At 56.9% G+C, this 18,387-nt stretch carries 17 protein-coding genes and 1 pseudogene; 7 read left to right on the forward strand and 11 right to left on the reverse strand.

What is annotated here, in order from left to right:
* The 3 genes from B8784_RS19270 to B8784_RS19280 all read left to right on the forward strand — a co-directional run.
* A partial coding sequence (locus B8784_RS19270; protein WP_084399700.1) for an acyl-CoA dehydrogenase family protein occupies positions 1-954 on the forward strand: 954 nt, incomplete at its 5' end.
* Positions 955-1,043: 89 nt separating this feature from the next.
* The gene (locus tag B8784_RS19275; protein WP_084399702.1) at positions 1,044-2,219 is read left to right on the forward strand and encodes an aromatic ring-hydroxylating oxygenase subunit alpha; all 1,176 of its coding nucleotides are present in this window, start codon (positions 1,044-1,046) and stop codon (positions 2,217-2,219) included.
* A gap of 143 nt (positions 2,220-2,362) precedes the next feature.
* Positions 2,363-3,862, forward strand: coding sequence for a class I adenylate-forming enzyme family protein (locus tag B8784_RS19280; protein ID WP_084399722.1), 1,500 nt, complete (start codon positions 2,363-2,365; stop codon positions 3,860-3,862).
* 79 nt (positions 3,863-3,941) lie between these two features.
* Here the strand turns inward: B8784_RS19280 and B8784_RS19285 are convergent, their stop codons facing one another.
* From B8784_RS19285 to B8784_RS19300, 4 genes and pseudogenes are all read right to left on the reverse strand, one after another.
* The gene (locus tag B8784_RS19285) at positions 3,942-4,127 is read right to left on the reverse strand and encodes a P-loop NTPase family protein (protein WP_084399704.1); all 186 of its coding nucleotides are present in this window, start codon (positions 4,125-4,127) and stop codon (positions 3,942-3,944) included.
* Positions 4,128-4,244: 117 nt separating this feature from the next.
* A pseudogene (locus B8784_RS19290) lies at positions 4,245-4,985 on the reverse strand (AMP-binding enzyme); the annotation flags it as partial.
* A gap of 63 nt (positions 4,986-5,048) precedes the next feature.
* The gene (locus tag B8784_RS19295) at positions 5,049-5,963 is read right to left on the reverse strand and encodes a nucleotidyl transferase AbiEii/AbiGii toxin family protein (protein WP_084399706.1); all 915 of its coding nucleotides are present in this window, start codon (positions 5,961-5,963) and stop codon (positions 5,049-5,051) included.
* Positions 5,953-6,801, reverse strand: a complete 849-nt coding sequence (locus B8784_RS19300; RefSeq protein WP_084399708.1) for a type IV toxin-antitoxin system AbiEi family antitoxin domain-containing protein — start codon at positions 6,799-6,801, stop codon at positions 5,953-5,955. Before B8784_RS19300 ends, B8784_RS19295 begins: the two co-directional genes overlap by 11 nt.
* Before the next feature lie 301 nt (positions 6,802-7,102).
* Between B8784_RS19300 and B8784_RS21435 the strand changes: the two genes are divergently transcribed.
* A complete protein-coding gene (locus B8784_RS21435) occupies positions 7,103-7,810 on the forward strand; it encodes a hypothetical protein (protein WP_143435634.1) in 708 nt (235 codons plus the stop codon).
* 36 nt (positions 7,811-7,846) lie between these two features.
* On the opposite strand, the gene B8784_RS19310 is transcribed toward B8784_RS21435, so the two are convergent.
* A complete protein-coding gene (locus B8784_RS19310) occupies positions 7,847-8,719 on the reverse strand; it encodes a hypothetical protein (protein WP_143435635.1) in 873 nt (290 codons plus the stop codon).
* A 135-nt stretch (positions 8,720-8,854) separates the two neighbouring features.
* Here B8784_RS19310 and B8784_RS19315 point away from each other — a divergent pair, with 135 nt between their 5' ends.
* The 3 genes from B8784_RS19315 to B8784_RS19325 all read left to right on the forward strand — a co-directional run bounded on the left by B8784_RS19315 (position 8,855) and on the right by B8784_RS19325 (position 13,589).
* Complete coding sequence (locus B8784_RS19315) at positions 8,855-9,346, forward strand: hypothetical protein (RefSeq protein WP_084399714.1); 492 nt, start codon at positions 8,855-8,857, stop codon at positions 9,344-9,346.
* 931 nt (positions 9,347-10,277) lie between these two features.
* Positions 10,278-11,486, forward strand: coding sequence for a Fic family protein (locus tag B8784_RS19320; RefSeq protein WP_084399716.1), 1,209 nt, complete (start codon positions 10,278-10,280; stop codon positions 11,484-11,486).
* A gap of 306 nt (positions 11,487-11,792) precedes the next feature.
* Positions 11,793-13,589 (forward strand): SLC13 family permease, encoded by a 1,797-nt coding sequence (locus B8784_RS19325; RefSeq protein WP_084399718.1) that lies wholly within the window; start codon positions 11,793-11,795, stop codon positions 13,587-13,589.
* Positions 13,590-13,648: 59 nt separating this feature from the next.
* On the opposite strand, the gene B8784_RS19330 is transcribed toward B8784_RS19325, so the two are convergent.
* From B8784_RS19330 to tnpA, 6 genes are all read right to left on the reverse strand, one after another.
* Entirely contained in the window at positions 13,649-14,374 is a 726-nt protein-coding gene (locus B8784_RS19330; RefSeq protein ID WP_084399720.1) for a trypsin-like peptidase domain-containing protein, read from the reverse strand.
* A 252-nt stretch (positions 14,375-14,626) separates the two neighbouring features.
* Positions 14,627-15,364, reverse strand: a complete 738-nt coding sequence (locus tag B8784_RS21440; RefSeq protein ID WP_143435636.1) for a hypothetical protein — start codon at positions 15,362-15,364, stop codon at positions 14,627-14,629.
* Entirely contained in the window at positions 15,361-15,654 is a 294-nt protein-coding gene (locus tag B8784_RS21445; protein ID WP_143435637.1) for a hypothetical protein, read from the reverse strand. The genes B8784_RS21440 and B8784_RS21445 overlap by 4 nt, the downstream gene beginning before the upstream one ends.
* A 22-nt stretch (positions 15,655-15,676) precedes the next feature.
* Positions 15,677-17,221 carry an IS66 family transposase gene (tnpC, locus tag B8784_RS19335; protein ID WP_084396523.1) on the reverse strand — a complete coding sequence of 515 codons (1,545 nt, stop codon included), beginning with the start codon at positions 17,219-17,221 and terminating at the stop codon, positions 15,677-15,679.
* Between the two features lie 76 nt (positions 17,222-17,297).
* Entirely contained in the window at positions 17,298-17,651 is a 354-nt protein-coding gene (tnpB, locus tag B8784_RS19340; RefSeq protein ID WP_084396522.1) for an IS66 family insertion sequence element accessory protein TnpB, read from the reverse strand.
* Complete coding sequence (tnpA, locus tag B8784_RS19345; RefSeq protein WP_143435299.1) at positions 17,648-18,295, reverse strand: IS66-like element accessory protein TnpA; 648 nt, start codon at positions 18,293-18,295, stop codon at positions 17,648-17,650. The genes tnpB and tnpA overlap by 4 nt, the downstream gene beginning before the upstream one ends.
* Positions 18,296-18,387: the final 92 nt, after the last annotated feature.

Genomic DNA, 18,387 nt, shown 5'->3' on the forward strand with positions numbered 1-18,387 from the left:
GCCGGCGCCCCGCCGCTCTCGCCCATGGGCATCGGCATGTGCGGCCCGGCCCTGATCGGGCATGGCTCGGACGAGCAGAAGGCGCATTACCTGCCACGTATCCTGTCGGGCGAAGACTTCTGGTGCCAGGGCTATTCCGAGCCGCATGCCGGCTCCGACCTCGCGGCCCTCACCATGTCGGCCGAAGACGATGGCGACGCCTTCATCTGCAATGGCTCGAAGATCTGGACGACGCACGCGCATGAAGCGAACATGATGTTCTGCCTGGTGCGCACCGACGCCTCCGGCAAGCCGCAACAGGGCATCACCTTCATCCTCATCGACATGACCGCGCCCGGCGTCACCGTCGATCCGATCATCATGCTGTCGGGCGAGCACATCCAGAATGCTGTCTTCTTCGACGATGTGCGCGTGCCGAAATCGAATGTCATCGGCGAGGTCGACAAGGGCTGGACGGTCGCGAAATACCTGCTCGAGTTCGAGCGCGGCGGCTCGTCCTATGGCCCGCGCCTGCTGCAGAGGCTGGCCGCCCTGCGGGGCACGGCCCGCGATCTGGGCGCCCTGGAGCCTGGTATCGAGGCCCGGCTGACCTCTGCCGAGATGCGCGCCAGCGCGCTCGAGGCCGCCGAGCTGATGATGATGTCGGAGCTGTCGAATGGCGGCACGCCGGGGCTGAAGGCCTCGATGATGAAGGTCAAAGGCACCGAGCTTAGCCAGCATATCACCGAAATCGCACTCGATATCGCCGGGCTCCATGTCGAGCCCTTCCAGCCCGAGCATACCGAAACCGGCGGCCCCGTGGTCACGCGTCATCCGACCAATCAGGGCCTGGTCGGCCCCGACAGCCTGGTCACGGTCGCGCCGAAATACCTCAATGACCGCGCCGGCTCCATCTATGCCGGCTCCAACGAGATCCAGCGCAACATCCTCGCCAAGGGCCAGCTCGGCTTATAGCAATTTTTGCTTATTTTCAGTTGACGCCACCACGTTGCCCCAATTAATCTAAAGAATATAGATTAATGTTTGACCGTAGGGGAAAGCCGATGAACCAGATCAAGCCAGTCAGGGCGCGCAATCCCATCAAGCCAACACTGGATACGCTCACATCCAGCCAGATCGAGGCCATCCGAAAGATTCCGCCTCACGATGCAGCGCCGACGCCCGAACTGGAAGCGCATCGGCCCGTGTCCATCTTCACCGGTGAGGACCGCTTCCAGCATGAGCAGCAACGGATATTCCTCACTATGCCCGTGCCGATCACGCTTTCGACCTTGCTGGAGCCCGGCACGGCGATGGCTCACGATGGCTACGGCGTACCGCTCCTTCTGACGCGCACGAAAGAGGGCCGCCTCCATGTTTTCCTGAACGCCTGTCAGCACAAGGGATCCAAGATCCTCGACGGCTGCGAGGTCCAGAAGCAAAATCGTCTGACATGTCCCTACCATGCCTGGACCTATGCTCTGGACGGCAAGCTGGTGGCGGTCGCGCGCGACGAAACATTCAGAAATTTCGAAAAGCACACGCGCAACCTTGCAGAACTTCCAAGCCGGGAGCATGCCGGCCTCGTATGGGCCATCCTGGACCGGGATGCCGATGAAGACTGGACCAGTCTTCACGCGCAGATCGACGAGGATTTTACGGCCATGGGGATTCCGTCCGCGCATGTTTACGGGCGGAAGACCTTTGACCTCAAAGCCAACTGGAAGGTCGTTCTCGAGCCCTTCCTGGAAGGCTATCACGTCCAGCGTCTTCACCGGAATTCCATCGGCCAGCTCTTCGCAGATGTGCCGAACGTGACCGACGTCTTTGGCCTGAGTATCCGTCAGATTTCTGGCAAGGTAAATTTTACGCCAGATGCCCTGAATGACGAGGAAGAAAACATCCACAAGACCGTCACCCACGCCTATCAGGTCTTTCCCAACTGCGTTGTGGTGACCAGCCCCTACTATATCAGCGTCATGCTGCTCATGCCGCGCGGGCCAGGCCGGACGATTGTCGACTACTTCATGCTGACTCCCGAGGCGCCCTCTTCCGAGAAGGCCGAAGCGCTCTACAGCAAATCCTATGACCTGATCCTTGACGTGTTCGGGGGCGAGGACTTCTGGGCGGCCGAGATGTCGCAGGCGGGGCTCGAAACCGGCGCACTGGACACGGTTGTCTATAGCGGCCTCGAAGAAACGATCCTGACCTTTTACGATCTCCTCGAAAGCCGCCTGTAGTGGCTTACCTCCGTACCTCGGTGCGGGCAAACCGGTCAGGGACCGATTGCCCGCACCGGTCTTTTTACGCTAACTATCGAAAATAGATAAAAAGGGCGCAGCGGCCTATTGCCGTGGCTCGCAGCGCCGCCCGGGAGGCCGCCTTGCAAACGATCACCGACGCCATTCACTGGTGGGCGCGCGTCAGCCCCGATACGATCGCCCTGGATTTCGGCGACGACCGCGCTACGTACAGGGAATATCACGACTGGTCCGAACGGATTGCAGGACTGTTGATCGAGACCGGTCTGTCGGCCGGCGACCGGGTCGGCATCTGCGCCGGCAACTCGCTGCAGTATTGCGTGCTGATTCTCGGGATCATCCGCGCCGGCGGCATCGTGGTTCCCCTCAACATGCGCTACACCTCTCACGAGCTTGGAGAGCTGGTCGAGGATACGAGCCCACACCTCGTCTTCGCTGACGGGGAACGGATTGGAAAATTCGGCGGGATCGATGTCCGGACCGAACGGCTTGGCAAGGTCAACGAACGGCGCCATGGGGAACGTGCACAGCTCGAACACCGCCCCCATCCCGATGACAAGGTCGTCATCATTTCCACGAGCGGCTCGACGGCGAAACCGAAAGGCGTCGTCTTCTCACACCGCACCATGACCGGATATGTTGCGACCCACGCCCTTGAGGATCGAAGTCTCGGCAATGGTTCGCGGGTCATCATCCCGGCTCCGCTCAGCACATCCGCCGGCTTTGTCCAGCTGACCCACTATACGGTCCTGGGCTGCAGCCTCCATTTTCTCAGCGTTTTCGAGCCCAGGAGCTTTCTCAGGACGCTCGTGGAGAAGAAAATAAACGGATTCGGCGCTGTACCGGTCTTTTTCGAGGCCATTTCAAAACTTCCGGAATTCGAGGATGCCGACCTCTCCAGCATCACGCTTGCGACATGCGGCGGCGCGCCCGTCACACAAGCTCTCCAGGATACGTGGATGAAGAAAGGCATCGTCGTTCGCCAGATTTACGGGCAGACGGAGTGCGGTGGCAACGGAACCGTCATGCCCGAACATCTCGCCCGAAAACAGCCCCAGAAATGCGGAATGGGCGGCTTGTTCAATGAAATTGCCATCGTCGACGAGGATGGCAATCGGGTTCCCCCGAACACGGTCGGACAGATCGTCATGCGCGGCCCTGGAAACATGCTGGAATACTGGAACAATCCCGAAGAGACGGCCAAGACGATCAAGGAAGGATGGCTGTATTCCGGCGACCTTGGAACGATGGATGAAGATGGCCTGCTGACCTTCGTGGACCGCATGAAGGATCTCATAATCTCCGGTGGCCTCAATATTTCTGCGGCCGAGGTCGAGCGCGCGGTTCTGACTTTTGGCAATGGCATCGAGGAATGCATGGTCATCGCCGCCACGGACGAAAAATTCGGCGAAACGCCGCTTGCGATTGTTCACACACGCGGCGAGGTCGATGTGCCCGCCCTGATCGCCCACTGCAACGAGAGGCTCGCAGACTATAAGGTGCCACGTTTCGTTGCCATCGAGCGCGAGCCGATGCCCCGGACGGCGACTGGCAAGCTTTCCAAACCTGCCATGCGGGAGAAGTACAGGAATGCATCGCAGCATTTGAAAAGAGTGCGATAAGCAGAGTCTCGTTTTCCGGCAGCGGAAGCCGAAAACCAGTCCGTTCGAGGATCGTCGACAGCACGCGCCGTCCGGCGGGTTAAGCCTGAAGGGGCGTCAGGCGGTGGGCAACGAGAAGGGTCGTGGTCCGTGCCCCGCCGCGGATCAGGCACGCGGCGAGGTCTTTTTCGGTCTCCGGATCGAGGGCCGAGGTAGCCTCGTCGGCCAGCAGAAGGCCGGGCTCTCCGATAATCGTGTCATATCCCTCAGGCAGCCGCGCAATCAAGCGATCAAGCCTCCACTATTGCGCGAGCCCCGAACCGGTAACGCCGTACCAGGGCACGCCGCAGCGCCCTTCAAGCACAGAACGGGCGACCGATCCGCATGGATGGGAGGCTTAATATCAGCGCGTTTCACGATCAGCCGGCCAGTAACTTGATCGCAGTTCGCTCTTGAAGATTTTCCCGGTCGCTGCACGCGGCAACTTTTCGATAAAGTCTATCTGTCTTGGGATTTTTACGCCGGACAATGCTGATCTCGCGAAATCCCGAATCTCTTCCGCCTTGGCTGGGCTGGCCTGGGACGGGTCGCTGAGTTCTACGACGGCAACAACTTTCTCACCCATGTCGGGATCGGGCCCGCCGATTACCGCGACATCCAGGATATCAGGATGCGTAATCAGGTGGTTCTCAATCTCTTGCGGATAGATGTTTACCCCGCCAGAAATTATCATGAAGCCCTTTCGGTCCGTCAGGAATAGATAACCGTCTCCATCAACACGGCCTATGTCGCCCAAGGTGGACCACCCACTGGCGTTGCGGCTCTCGGCGGTTTTCTCAGGATCGTTGTGATAGGTGAACGAATTGCCGCCTTCAAAATAGACAAGTCCTTCCATCCCGGGCGGCAGGACCTGTCCGGCCTCGTCGCAAATATGAAGCTTGCCGAGGATCGCTTTCCCAACAGTTCCAGGGTGGCAAAGCCATTCATCGGCGCGAACAAATGTCATTCCGTTCGCTTCAGACCCTGCATAGTACTCATGAATAATTGGGCCCCACCAGTCGATCATGGCCTGCTTCACTTCACGCGGACAGGGTGCGGCGGCATGGACGACAGCTTTCAAGGAAGACGTATCGACCGCTTCTCGCCTTCATAAGCGATTTGTATGTCGGTTCACGTTTCGTTTCAATCAACGAAATGCGCGCGACATTCATTGTAAGAGCGCGGCGAGCCGGTCTCCGTGCTCACGGTGTTTGTCCGGATCGTTCGCTTTCAAACGCTCGATGTTGTGCAGTTTCCACCGCACCGCCGGAAGGTCGGCAGCGTCGGGTAAGCCGATCAAACCGAAGTCTGCGTCGCCTTCATGCAGCGAGCGGAGGTAGGCAGCAGTCTTTCCCGTCAGGCGTTGGCGGATGTCGTCAATCAAACGTTCTCTCGTTTCCAGAAGCGTCTCTATCGCAACTGGCTCGTGCGTCATGCCGACGAACTCATTCTGATAAATCGGCTCGATGTCAGGCAGGCCAGGATCGAGGAGCTCATGCGGCGGTCGGCCGGAACATGCGAGATACACAAGAAAGGCCGCGAACAGCGGATCGGTCAGGCCTTCATTTTCATAGAGCAGACGTACGTCATAGAGATCGCGCGGATGCTGCCGGTCCAGCGCGGCATGAAGCTTACCGCCGAACAGATCTTCGAAAGACACGATCCGGGCCTCGACGAAGCCGAACACCTCTTCAACGGATGGCGAGACGCGCATGACTTTCGGATCAAAGACAACGCCGCGCATTACCGGTGAGGTCTCAATCTTTACGGTCGCAGCGCCAGCGCGCGCTAGAATACGCGTTGCGCCACCTCCGCCGCCAGCGATAGCCCTCGCCTGAACGCCTTGGATCCGAACTGCACCATCGACTAGACGGTCCATGGCGACCCGAATTTCATCAAGGCTTTCGTCACGCGGTTTGACGGGCAGATATGTCAGGTCGATATCAACCGATAAGCGCGGCAGGTCGCGGTGGAAAAGATTGATCGCTGTGCCGCCCTTGAGCGCGAAATCGGATTCCGCGGCCAGGAGCGGCAACAGGCGTACGAGAAGACGCACCTGGTCTTCATATTGTTCACGGGCCATCGTCGCTCTCGCCTTCAGCGGATTCGATGAATTCGGCTGGCACGGAGATATGATAGGCGGGATGGTACTTGCCGCCTTTGACAAGCTCGCGAGAGCCGGAGCCGAGATCAAAATCTTCAGCCGCAAGATATTTGCGCCAGGCATGCGCGTGGCGATCGGCGAAAACGAAGAACAGCCGCTTAACCTTGACGCTGGTGCAAGCGCTCAGAAGCGACTGCAGTCGGGCAGGCCTTAACTGAGTCAGAGACTCGAATGCCACATCTAGCTTGTGAAACGTCACGGTCCCGGGCACCTCTGCGAGCGCTTCTAGTATGGCACGCTCGGGGTGTGATATGCGCATGGCTAAGTCCGATGGCGTGAATGCAGATTTTGTGTCACCTGCAAACGCCGACGGCATATCGTCGACACCCATTTCAGGTTCGGAGAACAGTTTCAGGCTTCGAGTCAAGATCGACACGTTTGACGGGACGCGCTTCAACCATGTCGGAATATCATCGCCATAGAGATAGATAATGGAAGGTCCGCCCACCGGAAGATAATGGTCGTATCCCTCAAGGGAGAGCGCCGTCATGCCGCCAAGGTGGACCTTGTAGCCCATGAAGATCATGGACAGCGTGATGGTTCGCCAGTCCGTGACTTCATTACCGGCGTGACCGCCCGATCCGTAAGGACGCCGATACAGCCCGCGCGCTACCTGCTCCAACCATCCGTGCTTGATGTATTTGTGCGCCAGCCGGTAGTCGATATCGTACCGGGAGAGCGTCTTGGTATCGAGCAGATAGCCATGGGGCAGCTCATTCAGCAGATCTCTTAGTTTTTCCGATTTTTGACGCCTCATGGGCGATGAAATACAGATATTTCAATATTTTTGCAAGAGAATTCTTGAGTCTTCGCGAATTCATCGCCCCATGCGCGATGAATTTTGGATTGTTCAAGATTCCAGGAAGAGCGGTTAGAAGTAACTGCGCGTGGCGTTGAACCGGGTGAATCAGTATCCTATACTCGACTCAGGACCGAAGCACCTAACCTGTCACCGAGTTAAACTGCTTCAATAAAGACCCTCCACTTACAGCGAAGCCTTTTTTGCGCGCTGCGAATTAAACGGTGATTGGCAGCGCAGAGCAAACAAGGATTCTGCTATGAAACTCCATCTAGATGCTGATCGCCTGCCTGCGATCAAGCGACGCCTCCGTGAGGCGTTTCCAAGTTCCAAACCTTCTGTCCGGATCGAAGCATTTGCAAGAGGGATCGACTTCAAGACCCATGCAGCGCTCCTGTCCGCACTTCAAAACGGCCCGCTATCAGTCGAACTTAATGACGCCGCGTTTGAGCAATACTTCATAGCGCACAGCGTGCAGCCAGCGCCCCGAACATTTCGACGTGCAGTTATCAGAGCGTGCATCGAACCTTTGCTTAAGACCAATTGGCGTCTGACAACGCACGGATATGGCGTACCTGACAGCTATGGCGGATCAGGACCTCTCTACACGGAAGAAATGGCCCGCTCTCGCGCCGCCTTCTTCGACGATCGCTGTTGCGACCAGTTCGAATTGGCGCTTCTCTTTCTTCAGAATTGCGACAGGCGGAAAACGCTTAATCGCAATGCTTCATCCTACGGAATGAAGCACACCGCAGAAAACATTTCGCGAGAGTTTGGCGTCAGAACGGATCTTGGCAATTATGTCGCCAATGGCGTGTTCATCGCAGCGGCCACTTATGACGGCTATGAATTGCGACCGGTCGATACGTTCTCGCTCAACGCCTATTTGAACATCTCAGAACGTAGCCGGAAGCTGTTCAAGGACCGCGACTGGGTGCGCCACCGCCTCACAGGCCAACCGATTTGATCATCGGCGAGTTAGTGTAAGCCAGGCATGCTGGGATCATTGTTCGGTTAAGGTGTACCACTCTGTGATCGCGCCATTTTTGCGTGTCACCTGCAATCTGAAGAAGGCATAAAGCTCGTCTTCGAGTTCTTCCGAATATTCAGGGTGAACTGGCTCCCAAACCCCACGGGCAAAATCAAAGCTTCGGCTTGCCGACGAAAAATACTGATGGGCGGCCACTCGCGCACAATACATATTGTAGACGAACTGCGGTGAGTGGGACTGATTGGCGCGATCTCGTATTTTGATCCACAAATCCTGATATTCGGCCAATTGCTCGTCGGAGAGAAGTCGGTTGAAAAAGATCAGATACGCTCTTTCCTGAAGAGCTAACCAGAAGACTCCCGACTCATGATGGAGCGTGTAATAGAAATCGGGATCATCAAACAGGTAGTCCAACTCGATGATCGAAAAGACTGGCGTGTTTTGGAATGCTCCTCCGTGTAGCAACTGCTCAGAGAGATACCAGAACGCCTCCAGGTCCTGCTCGTAGTCCCACAGCGTCTGGTTTTGACTCTTTCCCGGTTGGGTCCGATCAAGGTCGTGACCAAATTCGTAGAAGCGAAGGCCAACTATGATTTTCAAGCACCAAATCCAGAGCAGCTCAGGGGTGTACCGGTCCCGTGACATCGGCCTTTCCAGCAAGCGATCGAATAGATCGTTGCAGGCTTTGTGCACACGTAACTTGTGACTTCCCATGCGTTGGCGAACGCGCTGCAACCCATGTGTCGTTGCGAACTGCCCGTTTTTTGAGAACCGACCCAGTACCCAACTCGGTATAATATGTTCTTCATTCACCGGTTGGCCGGAATCAAGCGTCTCGCCGCACAGAAAACAAAGACGATTAGGGTCAGGAATTTCTGTCGCCATACAGGCTGTTTACGAGTTGCTGGTAAATGCTTGATTTCGAACCACTTGTTTTAGTGCGCGATCGACTTTCCTGATGACCAATACGCTTACTGCCAACGACAAAAAACTGATCAAACTTTTCAGTACATCCATGACTTGGAACAGGCGCATTCAGCGCTAATTTTTCTTTCGGACATCGACGCCGATCAGTACCAGGATAAGCCCTATCGACGCAGATTCATGTGCTATGATACCGCCTTCGTCGTTTGCTACGCCCGTCCATTCCTAAGGCAAAAAGGCAATGGATTTCCGAAACTGTCAGCCAAGGCAGTCGGGCTTGACCTGTCGGACGATGAAAGGATGCTGCACGACAAGATAATAAAGGGACGTCATAAGCGCGTGGCACACGGGGATATCGAAGCAACGGCCCTTAAGGTCTCTGGCGCCCGCGTTGAACGTAATGGCGAGAGATACCATCTACCGATACCGACTTATGATGAACCGCTTCTAACGCATGTGTGGCGCTTAGAAGACATCACTAAGCTCACAAGAAAGTGGCTTCGCGCAATTGCAAACTGGGCAAGCGACCGAGTGCAAATCGACGGCGGCATCGACATACTCGTCAGCCCCAAAGTCGACATTCTCTGAAACGGAGTCGAGCGAGGCAGATTTGCATTTGCTCTCCCGCATGCCGGAACGCCACCACGCCGCTATCAAGAGTGACTTACGAGTGGCCCAAGGTGAGAAGCGAGCGGGAAATGCCAAACCCGGAAAGGGCGAGCAAACTCCAGCAAGCGACTGAATTTAATCAGTGGTGGCGATAGAGTTTGTCTTCATTCAGCGCGCTGCGCAGAGGCCCAATTTTGTACACGATAGAGGCATTTGGAGAGCTGAAATGAAGTCTCAAGTATCGTTCGATTTCTTTGCGCCTAATTGTCGGTAGCGGGATTTTTTTGTAAAAACCACTGCACACGGAGCGCACACGAAGGCCCACAAGGCTTTGTATTTAATCACCTTTCAGCCCAGTCCATCATGGGCGCAGTGGAAAATCGTCGATCTATATCATTGTTTTTATTCATTTTATTTTCTTCAGCTTATGAGATTCACAGGCATCGTGTGCAAACCGAAATCTTCTAATACACTGATTTAATTTTATATTTCACAGATGACAATCGAACGATGCGCACACGTGCTGGCGTAACTAATTGTTTTATTTGCTTTTTATGTCCACTCAAACATGGGCGCACCTGACACGACTACTGTGGCTGCCCTGACCACATCAGCTCGGATCCTTATCCTTTAATAAGCTGCATGCCCTATTAAAGGATATTGGATTGAGCGCTGCCGATAAGGAGAGTTCGACCAATGATCGAAGCTTCGGCAGCCACGAAAACATCGGCCAGCCCTTCGGCCAATATTCCAGATTCACGCCTTTATTCGCAATAAAAACAGAATGCTAAAGAATTTTAATATCGGCCATTGCGCTACCACATCAACTCAAGCTAAGATCGGCCACAGCATCGGCCAACATCCCCGCCCAACTTGATTAACTGGCTATTTTTTATAGGTTTTATTAGTTTTGACTTCGGCCAACAGCCTCCTCGAAACACCAAGCCGCATAGAACCGGCCAGGCTTGAGCAAACCCCCGAAGCCATTGCGGATCTCGTCGCCGAAGTCGCGGCCAAATCCGCAGTGCTGGGTGCGAAACTTCACCCGCTGACGGCAGCCAACCTAGCTTCCCTCGTTCGCCTGATGAACACCTATTACAGTAATCTGATCGAGGGACATGATACGCGCCCGCGCGATATCGAACGTGCGCTGGCCGGTGATTTCGACGAAAACGAAGGACGGAGAAACCTTCAGATCGAAGCGGCCGCTCATGTGCGCGTCCAGGCGGAAGTTGACCGATTGGCATCCACCGGAGAACTGCCTGAACCGGCGTCCAGAGATTTCATCCTCTGGCTGCACCGCGAGTTCTATGAGGATGCACCGGATGAGATGCTGCGTATAAAGAGCGACAGTGCGGAATTCATTATGACGCCGGGGGAATGGCGATCCCAAAAGCAACATGATGTTTCGGTTGGCCGGCATATCCCGCCTTCAAGCGAACGCGTCGCTGACTTTATGACCTATTTCGAAAGCCGCTTTGCTTTCGAGCGCATGGGTCAGGCTGCACGCATTCTTTCAATGGCGACCGCTCACCACCGCTTTAACTATATCCACCCCTTCCCTGACGGGAATGGCCGGGTCAGCCGCCTCATGAGCCACGCCATGGCCGCCAAGGCGGATATCGGCGCCCATGGTCTCTGGTCGATTTCACGGGGACTGGCGCGCGGCCTCGAAAGCCGCACCGACTACAAGAGGATGATGGACTATGCCGACAGCCCCAGACAGGGAGATCTCGACGGCAGAGGCAACCTGTCTCTCAGGGCACTGACAGAGTACACGGCCTGGTTTCTCAAGGTCTGTCTCGATCAGATCGAATTCATGGCTGACCTGTTTGACCTCGACAATCTGTCAGGGCGCCTGAAGCGTCTGGTCGAGCGTTCCGAGACACTGAAACCGGAAGCGGCCTTCCTCCTTGAGGAGGCACTGGTCCGCGGTGAATTTGAGAGAGGCGCTGCATCTCGTATTACCGGCCTGCCGGAGCGTACGGCACGGCGTATCCTTGGCGATCTTATCGAAGTCGGCCTCCTTGCTTCGGATACCCCAAAGGGATCGGTCTCGCTTCGCTTTCCAACTGATGCGCCCGAAATACTCTTCCCGCGCCTCTATCCCGAGGCCTGACCATCTTGTTTCACAATAGAAGTTTTCTGAAATCGGCAGTGATAGGGAACAGCATATATTGCACTTACATACCCTATTGTCAGCAGGGCCTCTCACCAACTTCCACTAGAATGGCCGGCTGCCCTGGCCAACCCATTGCGTAGCACGCCTCAGGTCACTTCAGACCATACAGGATCCTGGAACCGGATAGCTGTACATCTTCTTCAATGTAACAGCTTGAGCCGTACCAAGGCACCGCTTGGTCGAAGGCCCTCATCCCGACACCTGCTCCCGGAATGTGGTATTGAATCTCCAGACAGTCAGACCATGGAGAATGCCCTGATCGATTTCATCGGCGGTTTCGAGCCCTACCTTGCTCTCGGGCTCTTGCTCGTCTTGTTTGCCGGCTTTCTTCAAGAACACTTCGCTCCGGAGGTTTCCGCAGCAGGTGCTGCAGCACTTTTTATCGTCTTTGGCCTTGTGCCGACCGAGGATGTCCTTGCGGCTTTCTCCAATCCAGCGCCGATTACGATTGCCGCGATGTTTATCATGAGCGGTGCACTAGTCCGGACCGGTTTACTCGATGCACTGGCAAACCGGGTCGTCGCCGCTGCCGAGCAAAGACCGATGCTTGGCCTGGCTGCATTTCTGATCGCGGCGCTTCTGTCATCGGCGCTTATGAACAATACGCCGGTCGTGCTTGTTCTGATCCCGGTTGCTGTCCGTTTGGCGCAAAGCCTCAAGCTGGCCGCAACGCGTCTGCTGATCCCGCTCTCCTACATGGCCGTTCTGGGCGGGACCTGTACGCTGATCGGCACCTCGACAAACCTTCTCGTGGACGGCGTGGCCCGCGAAGCCGGATTGGAGCCGTTCTCAATCCTTGAGATCACTCCGGTAGGCCTGATCGCCGCTGCCGTCGGCGGCCTCTCCCTGCTTGTCCTTAGTCCTTTATTGCTACCCGACCGGAAAGAGCGACGAGGGTCCAGGGACACAGAGGAACCTTCGTTCCTGACCGAACTGCGTCCGCGCCATGGTTACGAAGGTATCGGCTGGCCAATTGGCGAAATTGAAGACCTGAACCGGCCGGGTGTAGAGATCGTCGGGGTTCGCAACCGGTCGGGTACAAAACCTCAGGTGCGGAGCGACCACGTGCTCCAGTATGGCGACCGGATCATTGCTGTTGTGGTGACCTCCGAACTGCTGACCTTGAGAAACCGCCGCAACCTGGATGTTGGTTTGCGGGAGGGGCCGATACCCGAAGATAGCCCCGATCTGACCGTGGCGGAGGCAATTGTAACCTTGTCTCGTAGAAAACGTGCTGTGCGCGTCGCTCAGCTTGGGATTGGCCATCGTTATGGGTTGCGCGTCCTTGGCGTCCATCGTCATGGCGAAGATCTCAGCACCGACCTGTCGACCGAGCTTCTGCGCCCCGCCGACAAACTGCTTCTTGAAGGCACTCCTGAAGGCTTTGCCCGCTTGACGGAGGCGGGCGATCTGGCAGCGATTACACCCGCTGCAGGTCGCGCCTTCCGTCGAAGAAAGGCTCCGATCGCCATGATGGCACTTATCAGTGTCGTGGTGCTCGCCGCTACCGGAGCGGCTGACATAAGCGTGCTCGCATTGGTTGCTGTCGCAGCGATCCTCTTGCTCAACTGCATTGACAGTGATGAGGCATGGGCATCGATCGATGCAGGTGTCCTGGTCCTGATATTCTCAATGCTGATTGTCGGTGCCGGACTTGAGCACTCAGGCGCGGTCGCCCTTATTGTCAGGCTGATTGCGCCAACTCTTGAGACACTGCCTCCGATCGTGGCACTGGCAGCCGTCTATGCACTTTCCTCAGTGTTGACGGAAGCGGTCACCAACAACGCCGTCGCAGTTGTCGTAACTCCGTTGGCAATCGGGTTGGCAACGCAAATAGGCGTCGAGCCGCGGCCGTTCGTTGTAGCAGTCATGCTCGGGGCCAGCGCGAGCTTCGCAACCCCAATCGGGTATCAGACCAATACGCTGGTCTATGGCGCCGGCAACTACAAATTCGCCGACTTCCTTAAGATCGGTGTCCCCATGAATGTGCTGGTTGGAGCTTCCGCCGTTGCAACAATCCCTGTGTTCTTTCCATTCTAGTCGGGGTTTGCGGTAGGTATTTTGGCTTGGAGCCCCATAATTAGCTGATGATAACAGGATCATTCGATTAAAGCTGTGAGCGCATCAGCATACCAAACCGCGTTCAGCCCAAGGATCTCATCATGCACAGGGTCTCTTGAGAAGGCCTCAAGACGGGATGAATGCACACCAAGCAGGCGCCACGGAAGCGGGTCATCCGGGCCCGCCTTCGGGTTCTGCATCACAACTGGTGCACCACTTATGCCTCGATGCGTTCTTGCATCGACCAGAAAGTAACCCTGCCCCTTGAAACGCAGACCATAGGAGGAGGCCAGTCCCGCCTGGCGCGCAACCGGAAGATGGTGAAGCGTATCCTCGAAGCCAAGCGGGTAGCCGACCACAAGCAGTGTCGAGCCAATCTCGATACGCTCGCTCGACGACACAAGATGGGCAGGTGAAAATGCAGTGTAAAAGAACGTTTCCGGCAAAGCGTCCTTGTCGATGTCTATCGCTACGAAATCAACCCAGCCCGCACTGTCCTTGATCTCGCGCCAGACGTTCTTTCCATTCCTGTAAAGAGGTATTGAAAAATTTATCGACTGCCCAAGGTCATCGAGAGACACATGCAGTTCAATCTCGATCCGGTCCGGCGTGTGACCCGAGGGTTCCTCAAAAACGACATGGCGAGATGAGATAAGCTGCAGAACTCCGCCTTGCTCGAAGAAAAAGCCTGTTGCGTTCGTGAGACCGATTTGGCCATCGAAAGTGCTTATCCGCACTGTGGTCATGAGCACAGGTTCAATCATTTCGCGACCGCGCAGGCCTGGCGGGAGAACTGCCGCCTCCAATATGGTTCACTTTCAATACCTGAAAAATCTGATGCGGCAGGGCAAAGCATGGTGCCTGGCTCGTCCATATTGTGAGGATGGTCATAAGGTGAACCTGTTCCTTTTATTCAGATTGCCGATTGTGTCCCCTCTGCCATCACGCAAGCACCATGGGCCGCCAACCGTGTGGGGCAGGCAGAGAGCACCGCAAGGCGCCCTCAAACAGAGCCCTCAAGGCATTCTGCAGGCTTCACCCACCTGCTTGTAGGGACGGTTGCAGTCCCAGCCATCGCCGGAATAGTTGATATGAGCATTCGCGGGGATAGTGACGGGTTCACAGCTTGTGGGCGTCTGGAAGAAGCCCCGATCACATTTCCAGCCTGATCCATATCTGCTGCTCGTGAGAAAGGCATTAGCAGGAAGCTCAATACGCCGACATGTCAGGCGGTCTTCAATATAGCCCCGTTCGCACTCCCAGCCCGAGCCATACGAAATATCGGTAAGGTAGGCATTTTCCGGGACATGAACGGCAACACAACCATCCTGTTCGCGTCGATATCCACGTTCACAGGTCCATCGAGACCCGGAATAGTCCAGAAACGCATCCTCGGGGACGATGACCGCACGGCAGTTTTCCCCCTCGCGTTCGAAACCATAGTGGCATTCGAAGCCTCGTCCATATGCCGCCTGGGTTGTGTAGGCATTTTCGGGAGGCACGACCGGAACACATTCCGAACCTGACTGCTCGAATCCACTCTTGCAGGTCCAGCCTGAACCGTAAGATCGCTCCTGCGCCGCATCCGCTGAGAGGGTCGAAGATTGAGCATGGGCTGGATTTGTCGCGAGACATAGAAAGAATACGAAGAAGCCCGCAAAGGCTCTCGTGGGGACAGCAAAGCGCCTTGACCAGTTACGTGTCAGCGAGTTTCTCGACTTTTTATCGAGGCTTGAAATGTGCTTGGTCGTCACGATTGCATTCCTTCATTTTCGGCGCGCTCGATGCCTTCGCGATCATCTGCCAGTGCTGCATCCAGATCAGAGTGATCGATTTCTACAAAGCGCGTTACGCCAGACCTTCCGGTGAACGAGCGGACGATCATAGCCGTCCGTATCCTGCGAAAGCCTCGAAGGGAGACTGACTCCAGAGGCTCTTCCTCAGTTTCTATTGTATAGCTTCCTGCAGGCCATTCTTCTTCATCGCGTCCCAGTGTGAATGGATTGCGAAAGGTGACGAGTTTTTTTGTAATGCGGTTGGTCATTGCAAGTGTAAGCGTCCAGTTCTTACACATCAGCGCGTAATGCAGCCCAGTTCCAGGGTAGCAGATCATCGATCTGGCTCATCGGATGGCCTTGGCTTAGGCGCTCGAGAACGTCACTCAGATAGGCGTGGGGCTCGACATCGTTGAGTTTGGCGGTCGTCAGGAGAGAAGCGATGACGGCCCATCTCTGTGCACCGCCTTCCGAGCCGGCGAACAGATGGTTCTTGCGTCCTAGCGCGACCGGGCGGATAGCGCGTTCGACAGTATTTGTATCGAGGGCGATGCGGCCATCCTCAAGGAACAGACTGAGCTGGTCCCAGCGGGTGAGCGCATAGCGGATCGCGTCGCCCAGTCCGCTGCGCGGCGGGATGCGCTGGAGTTCGGTTTCCAGCCAGGCTTTCATCGCGCGGACCAGCGGGCGGGATTTCCGGGCCCGCACGATCCGACGCTTGTTCGCGCTCTGCCCACGGATCGTGGCGTCGATAGCATAGAGCTCGGCGATCCGCTGCAACGCTTCGGCCGCGATCGGTGAGCCTGTGGCCTGGTGCACCTCGTAGAACTTGCGCCGCGCATGCGCCCAGCAGGCGGCCAGCATGATATCCCCGCCCGTGGTCAGTCGCTCGAACCCGGCATAGCCATCGACCTGCAGCACACCGCTGAAGTCCTTGAGATGGGTTTCCGGACGTTCGGCGCGCCGATCCGGGCTGTAGATATAGACAGCAGCTGGCGGCCCCGGCCCATTCCACGGTCGATTATCGCGGGCATAGACCCAGAGCCGACCTGTTCGGGTGCGCCCGCGGCCCGGATCGAGCACAGGCAGCGGCGTGTCGTCGGCGAACAGCATCTTCGAGCTGAAGACATGGCTTGCGAGCCGCTCATGCAGCGCTTCCAGCCACCAGCTGGCCCCGCCCACCCAGTTGGCAAGCGTTGATCGGTTCAGCTTCACACCTTGGCGGGCAAAGATCTGCGACTGGCGATAGAGCGGCAGGTGATCGCAATACTTGCTAACGATGACATGCGCGAGCAGGCCCGGCGTGGCCAGCCCCTTTGCGATCGGGCGTTCCGGGGCCGGTGCCTGGTGGATCTTCCCGCAGCCCCGGCAGCCATAGCGCGGGCGCTTCATCCGCAGGACACGCAGTCGCGCTGGAACATGATCCAGCATCTCGCTGACGGTTTCGCCGATGAAGTGCAGCGCACCGCCGCAACATGGGCAGGCGCTGGTCTCGGTGTCGACCGCGACATCCTCGCGTGGCAGATGCTCTGGCAGACTGAACGCGCGGGTGCGGGCTGGGCGCGGACCAGTTTCGACCAGTGTGTCTGGCGATGCGGCTTCAAGGTGCGCCACATCACTGTCCAGATCCTCCAGGCCAAGCTGGAGCTGGCCGGGATCAAGCCCCTCGGCCCGGCGACCGAACTGGCTGCGCTGCAGCGTCTTCACCATCTGGCGCAGCCGCTCGATCTCGGCCCGTGTTTCAGCACGCTCGCTGTCACGCGCCGCAGCCATCTCGCGGATCATGCGATGCAGCACATCCACGTCTTCAGGCAGGGCGGCGAGATCAAGCTCCATGGCACGGAGTTTACGATGGAATCAGCTCGTTCCGCACAGCTTTCTGCGGCCTGATTCAATCGGTCGCATCCGCGTCTCACCCCGCCCGATCAGGACGCCAGCGCTCATCCGGGGATCGCCAGTCGATGCCTTCAAGCAGGACAGAGAGCTGCCGGGCGCTGAGCTTCACCACAGCACCCTGCTCGGTCTGCATCGGCCACAGGAAACCGCCTTTCTCCAGGCGTTTCGAGAAGAGGCAGAGCCCGGTCCCATCCCAGTAGAGGATCTTGATCAGGTTCGCCTTGCGACCGCGGAACGCGAACAGATGTCCAGAGAACGGATCCTGCGCCAGCACGCCCTGAACCAGCATGGCGAGCCCATCTATACCCTTTCGCATGTCAGTGACCCCAACGGCGAGGTGCACCTTCAGACCTGATGTCGTCAGCATCATGAGAGGTCTGCCTCAAGCAGAGAGACAAGCTGCCGGACACGGTCAGGATCGACATCCTTGTCAAACCGGATTCGACGCCCACCGATAAGTTCCACCTCTATGCCAGGCGCTCCGCGTTCTATGATTATCGGCGATGGGGCGCCTGCTGACGCGCCCCCTCCACTCGCGTCTTTCTCTACTTCAACAGAAAGGAATGTGGGACTGTCCTCTGACGGGGATAGCTCATTCTTCCAGCGGAACAGCACGCGCTGAGCGATATTGTACCGTCGCGCCACGCCGCTGACCGTCCCGCCCGGTTTTTCCGTCTCGGCCACGATGCGGCGCTTGTCTTCAGGGCTGAACTGGCGCTTGCCGTTCGGCGCATCAGAGCGCGATGGCAGATATTTCGAAGGCGGCGGAATGTCCTTATCCGTCATATGACCAGTCATATGACTAAGCTGTCCGCCGCGCCGGTAGAGCACCTTTCCGCTCACACGAGACTTTTCGGTTTTGAATATGGCCCGCCAGTTACCGAACCGCTTCAGCGGTAACCCATGCGCCTCGCAATATTCACGCTGATTCAGCGTGCTACGCATCCAGGCATCGTGATGAGCCCGCCAGAAAGCCTCAAGCTCTATCTGTTTCGCCGTCTTCCGTTTCGACACCAACACCTCCTCAGATCTGTGCGGATTGCACCGTGAGAAGAAAGATCAGATGCCGCTCCTAGCGGACAAGCGTGTGAGAAATGGACGCTTAC

Source organism: Henriciella aquimarina, from assembly GCF_002088975.1.
GTDB lineage: Bacteria > Pseudomonadota > Alphaproteobacteria > Caulobacterales > Hyphomonadaceae > Henriciella > Henriciella aquimarina.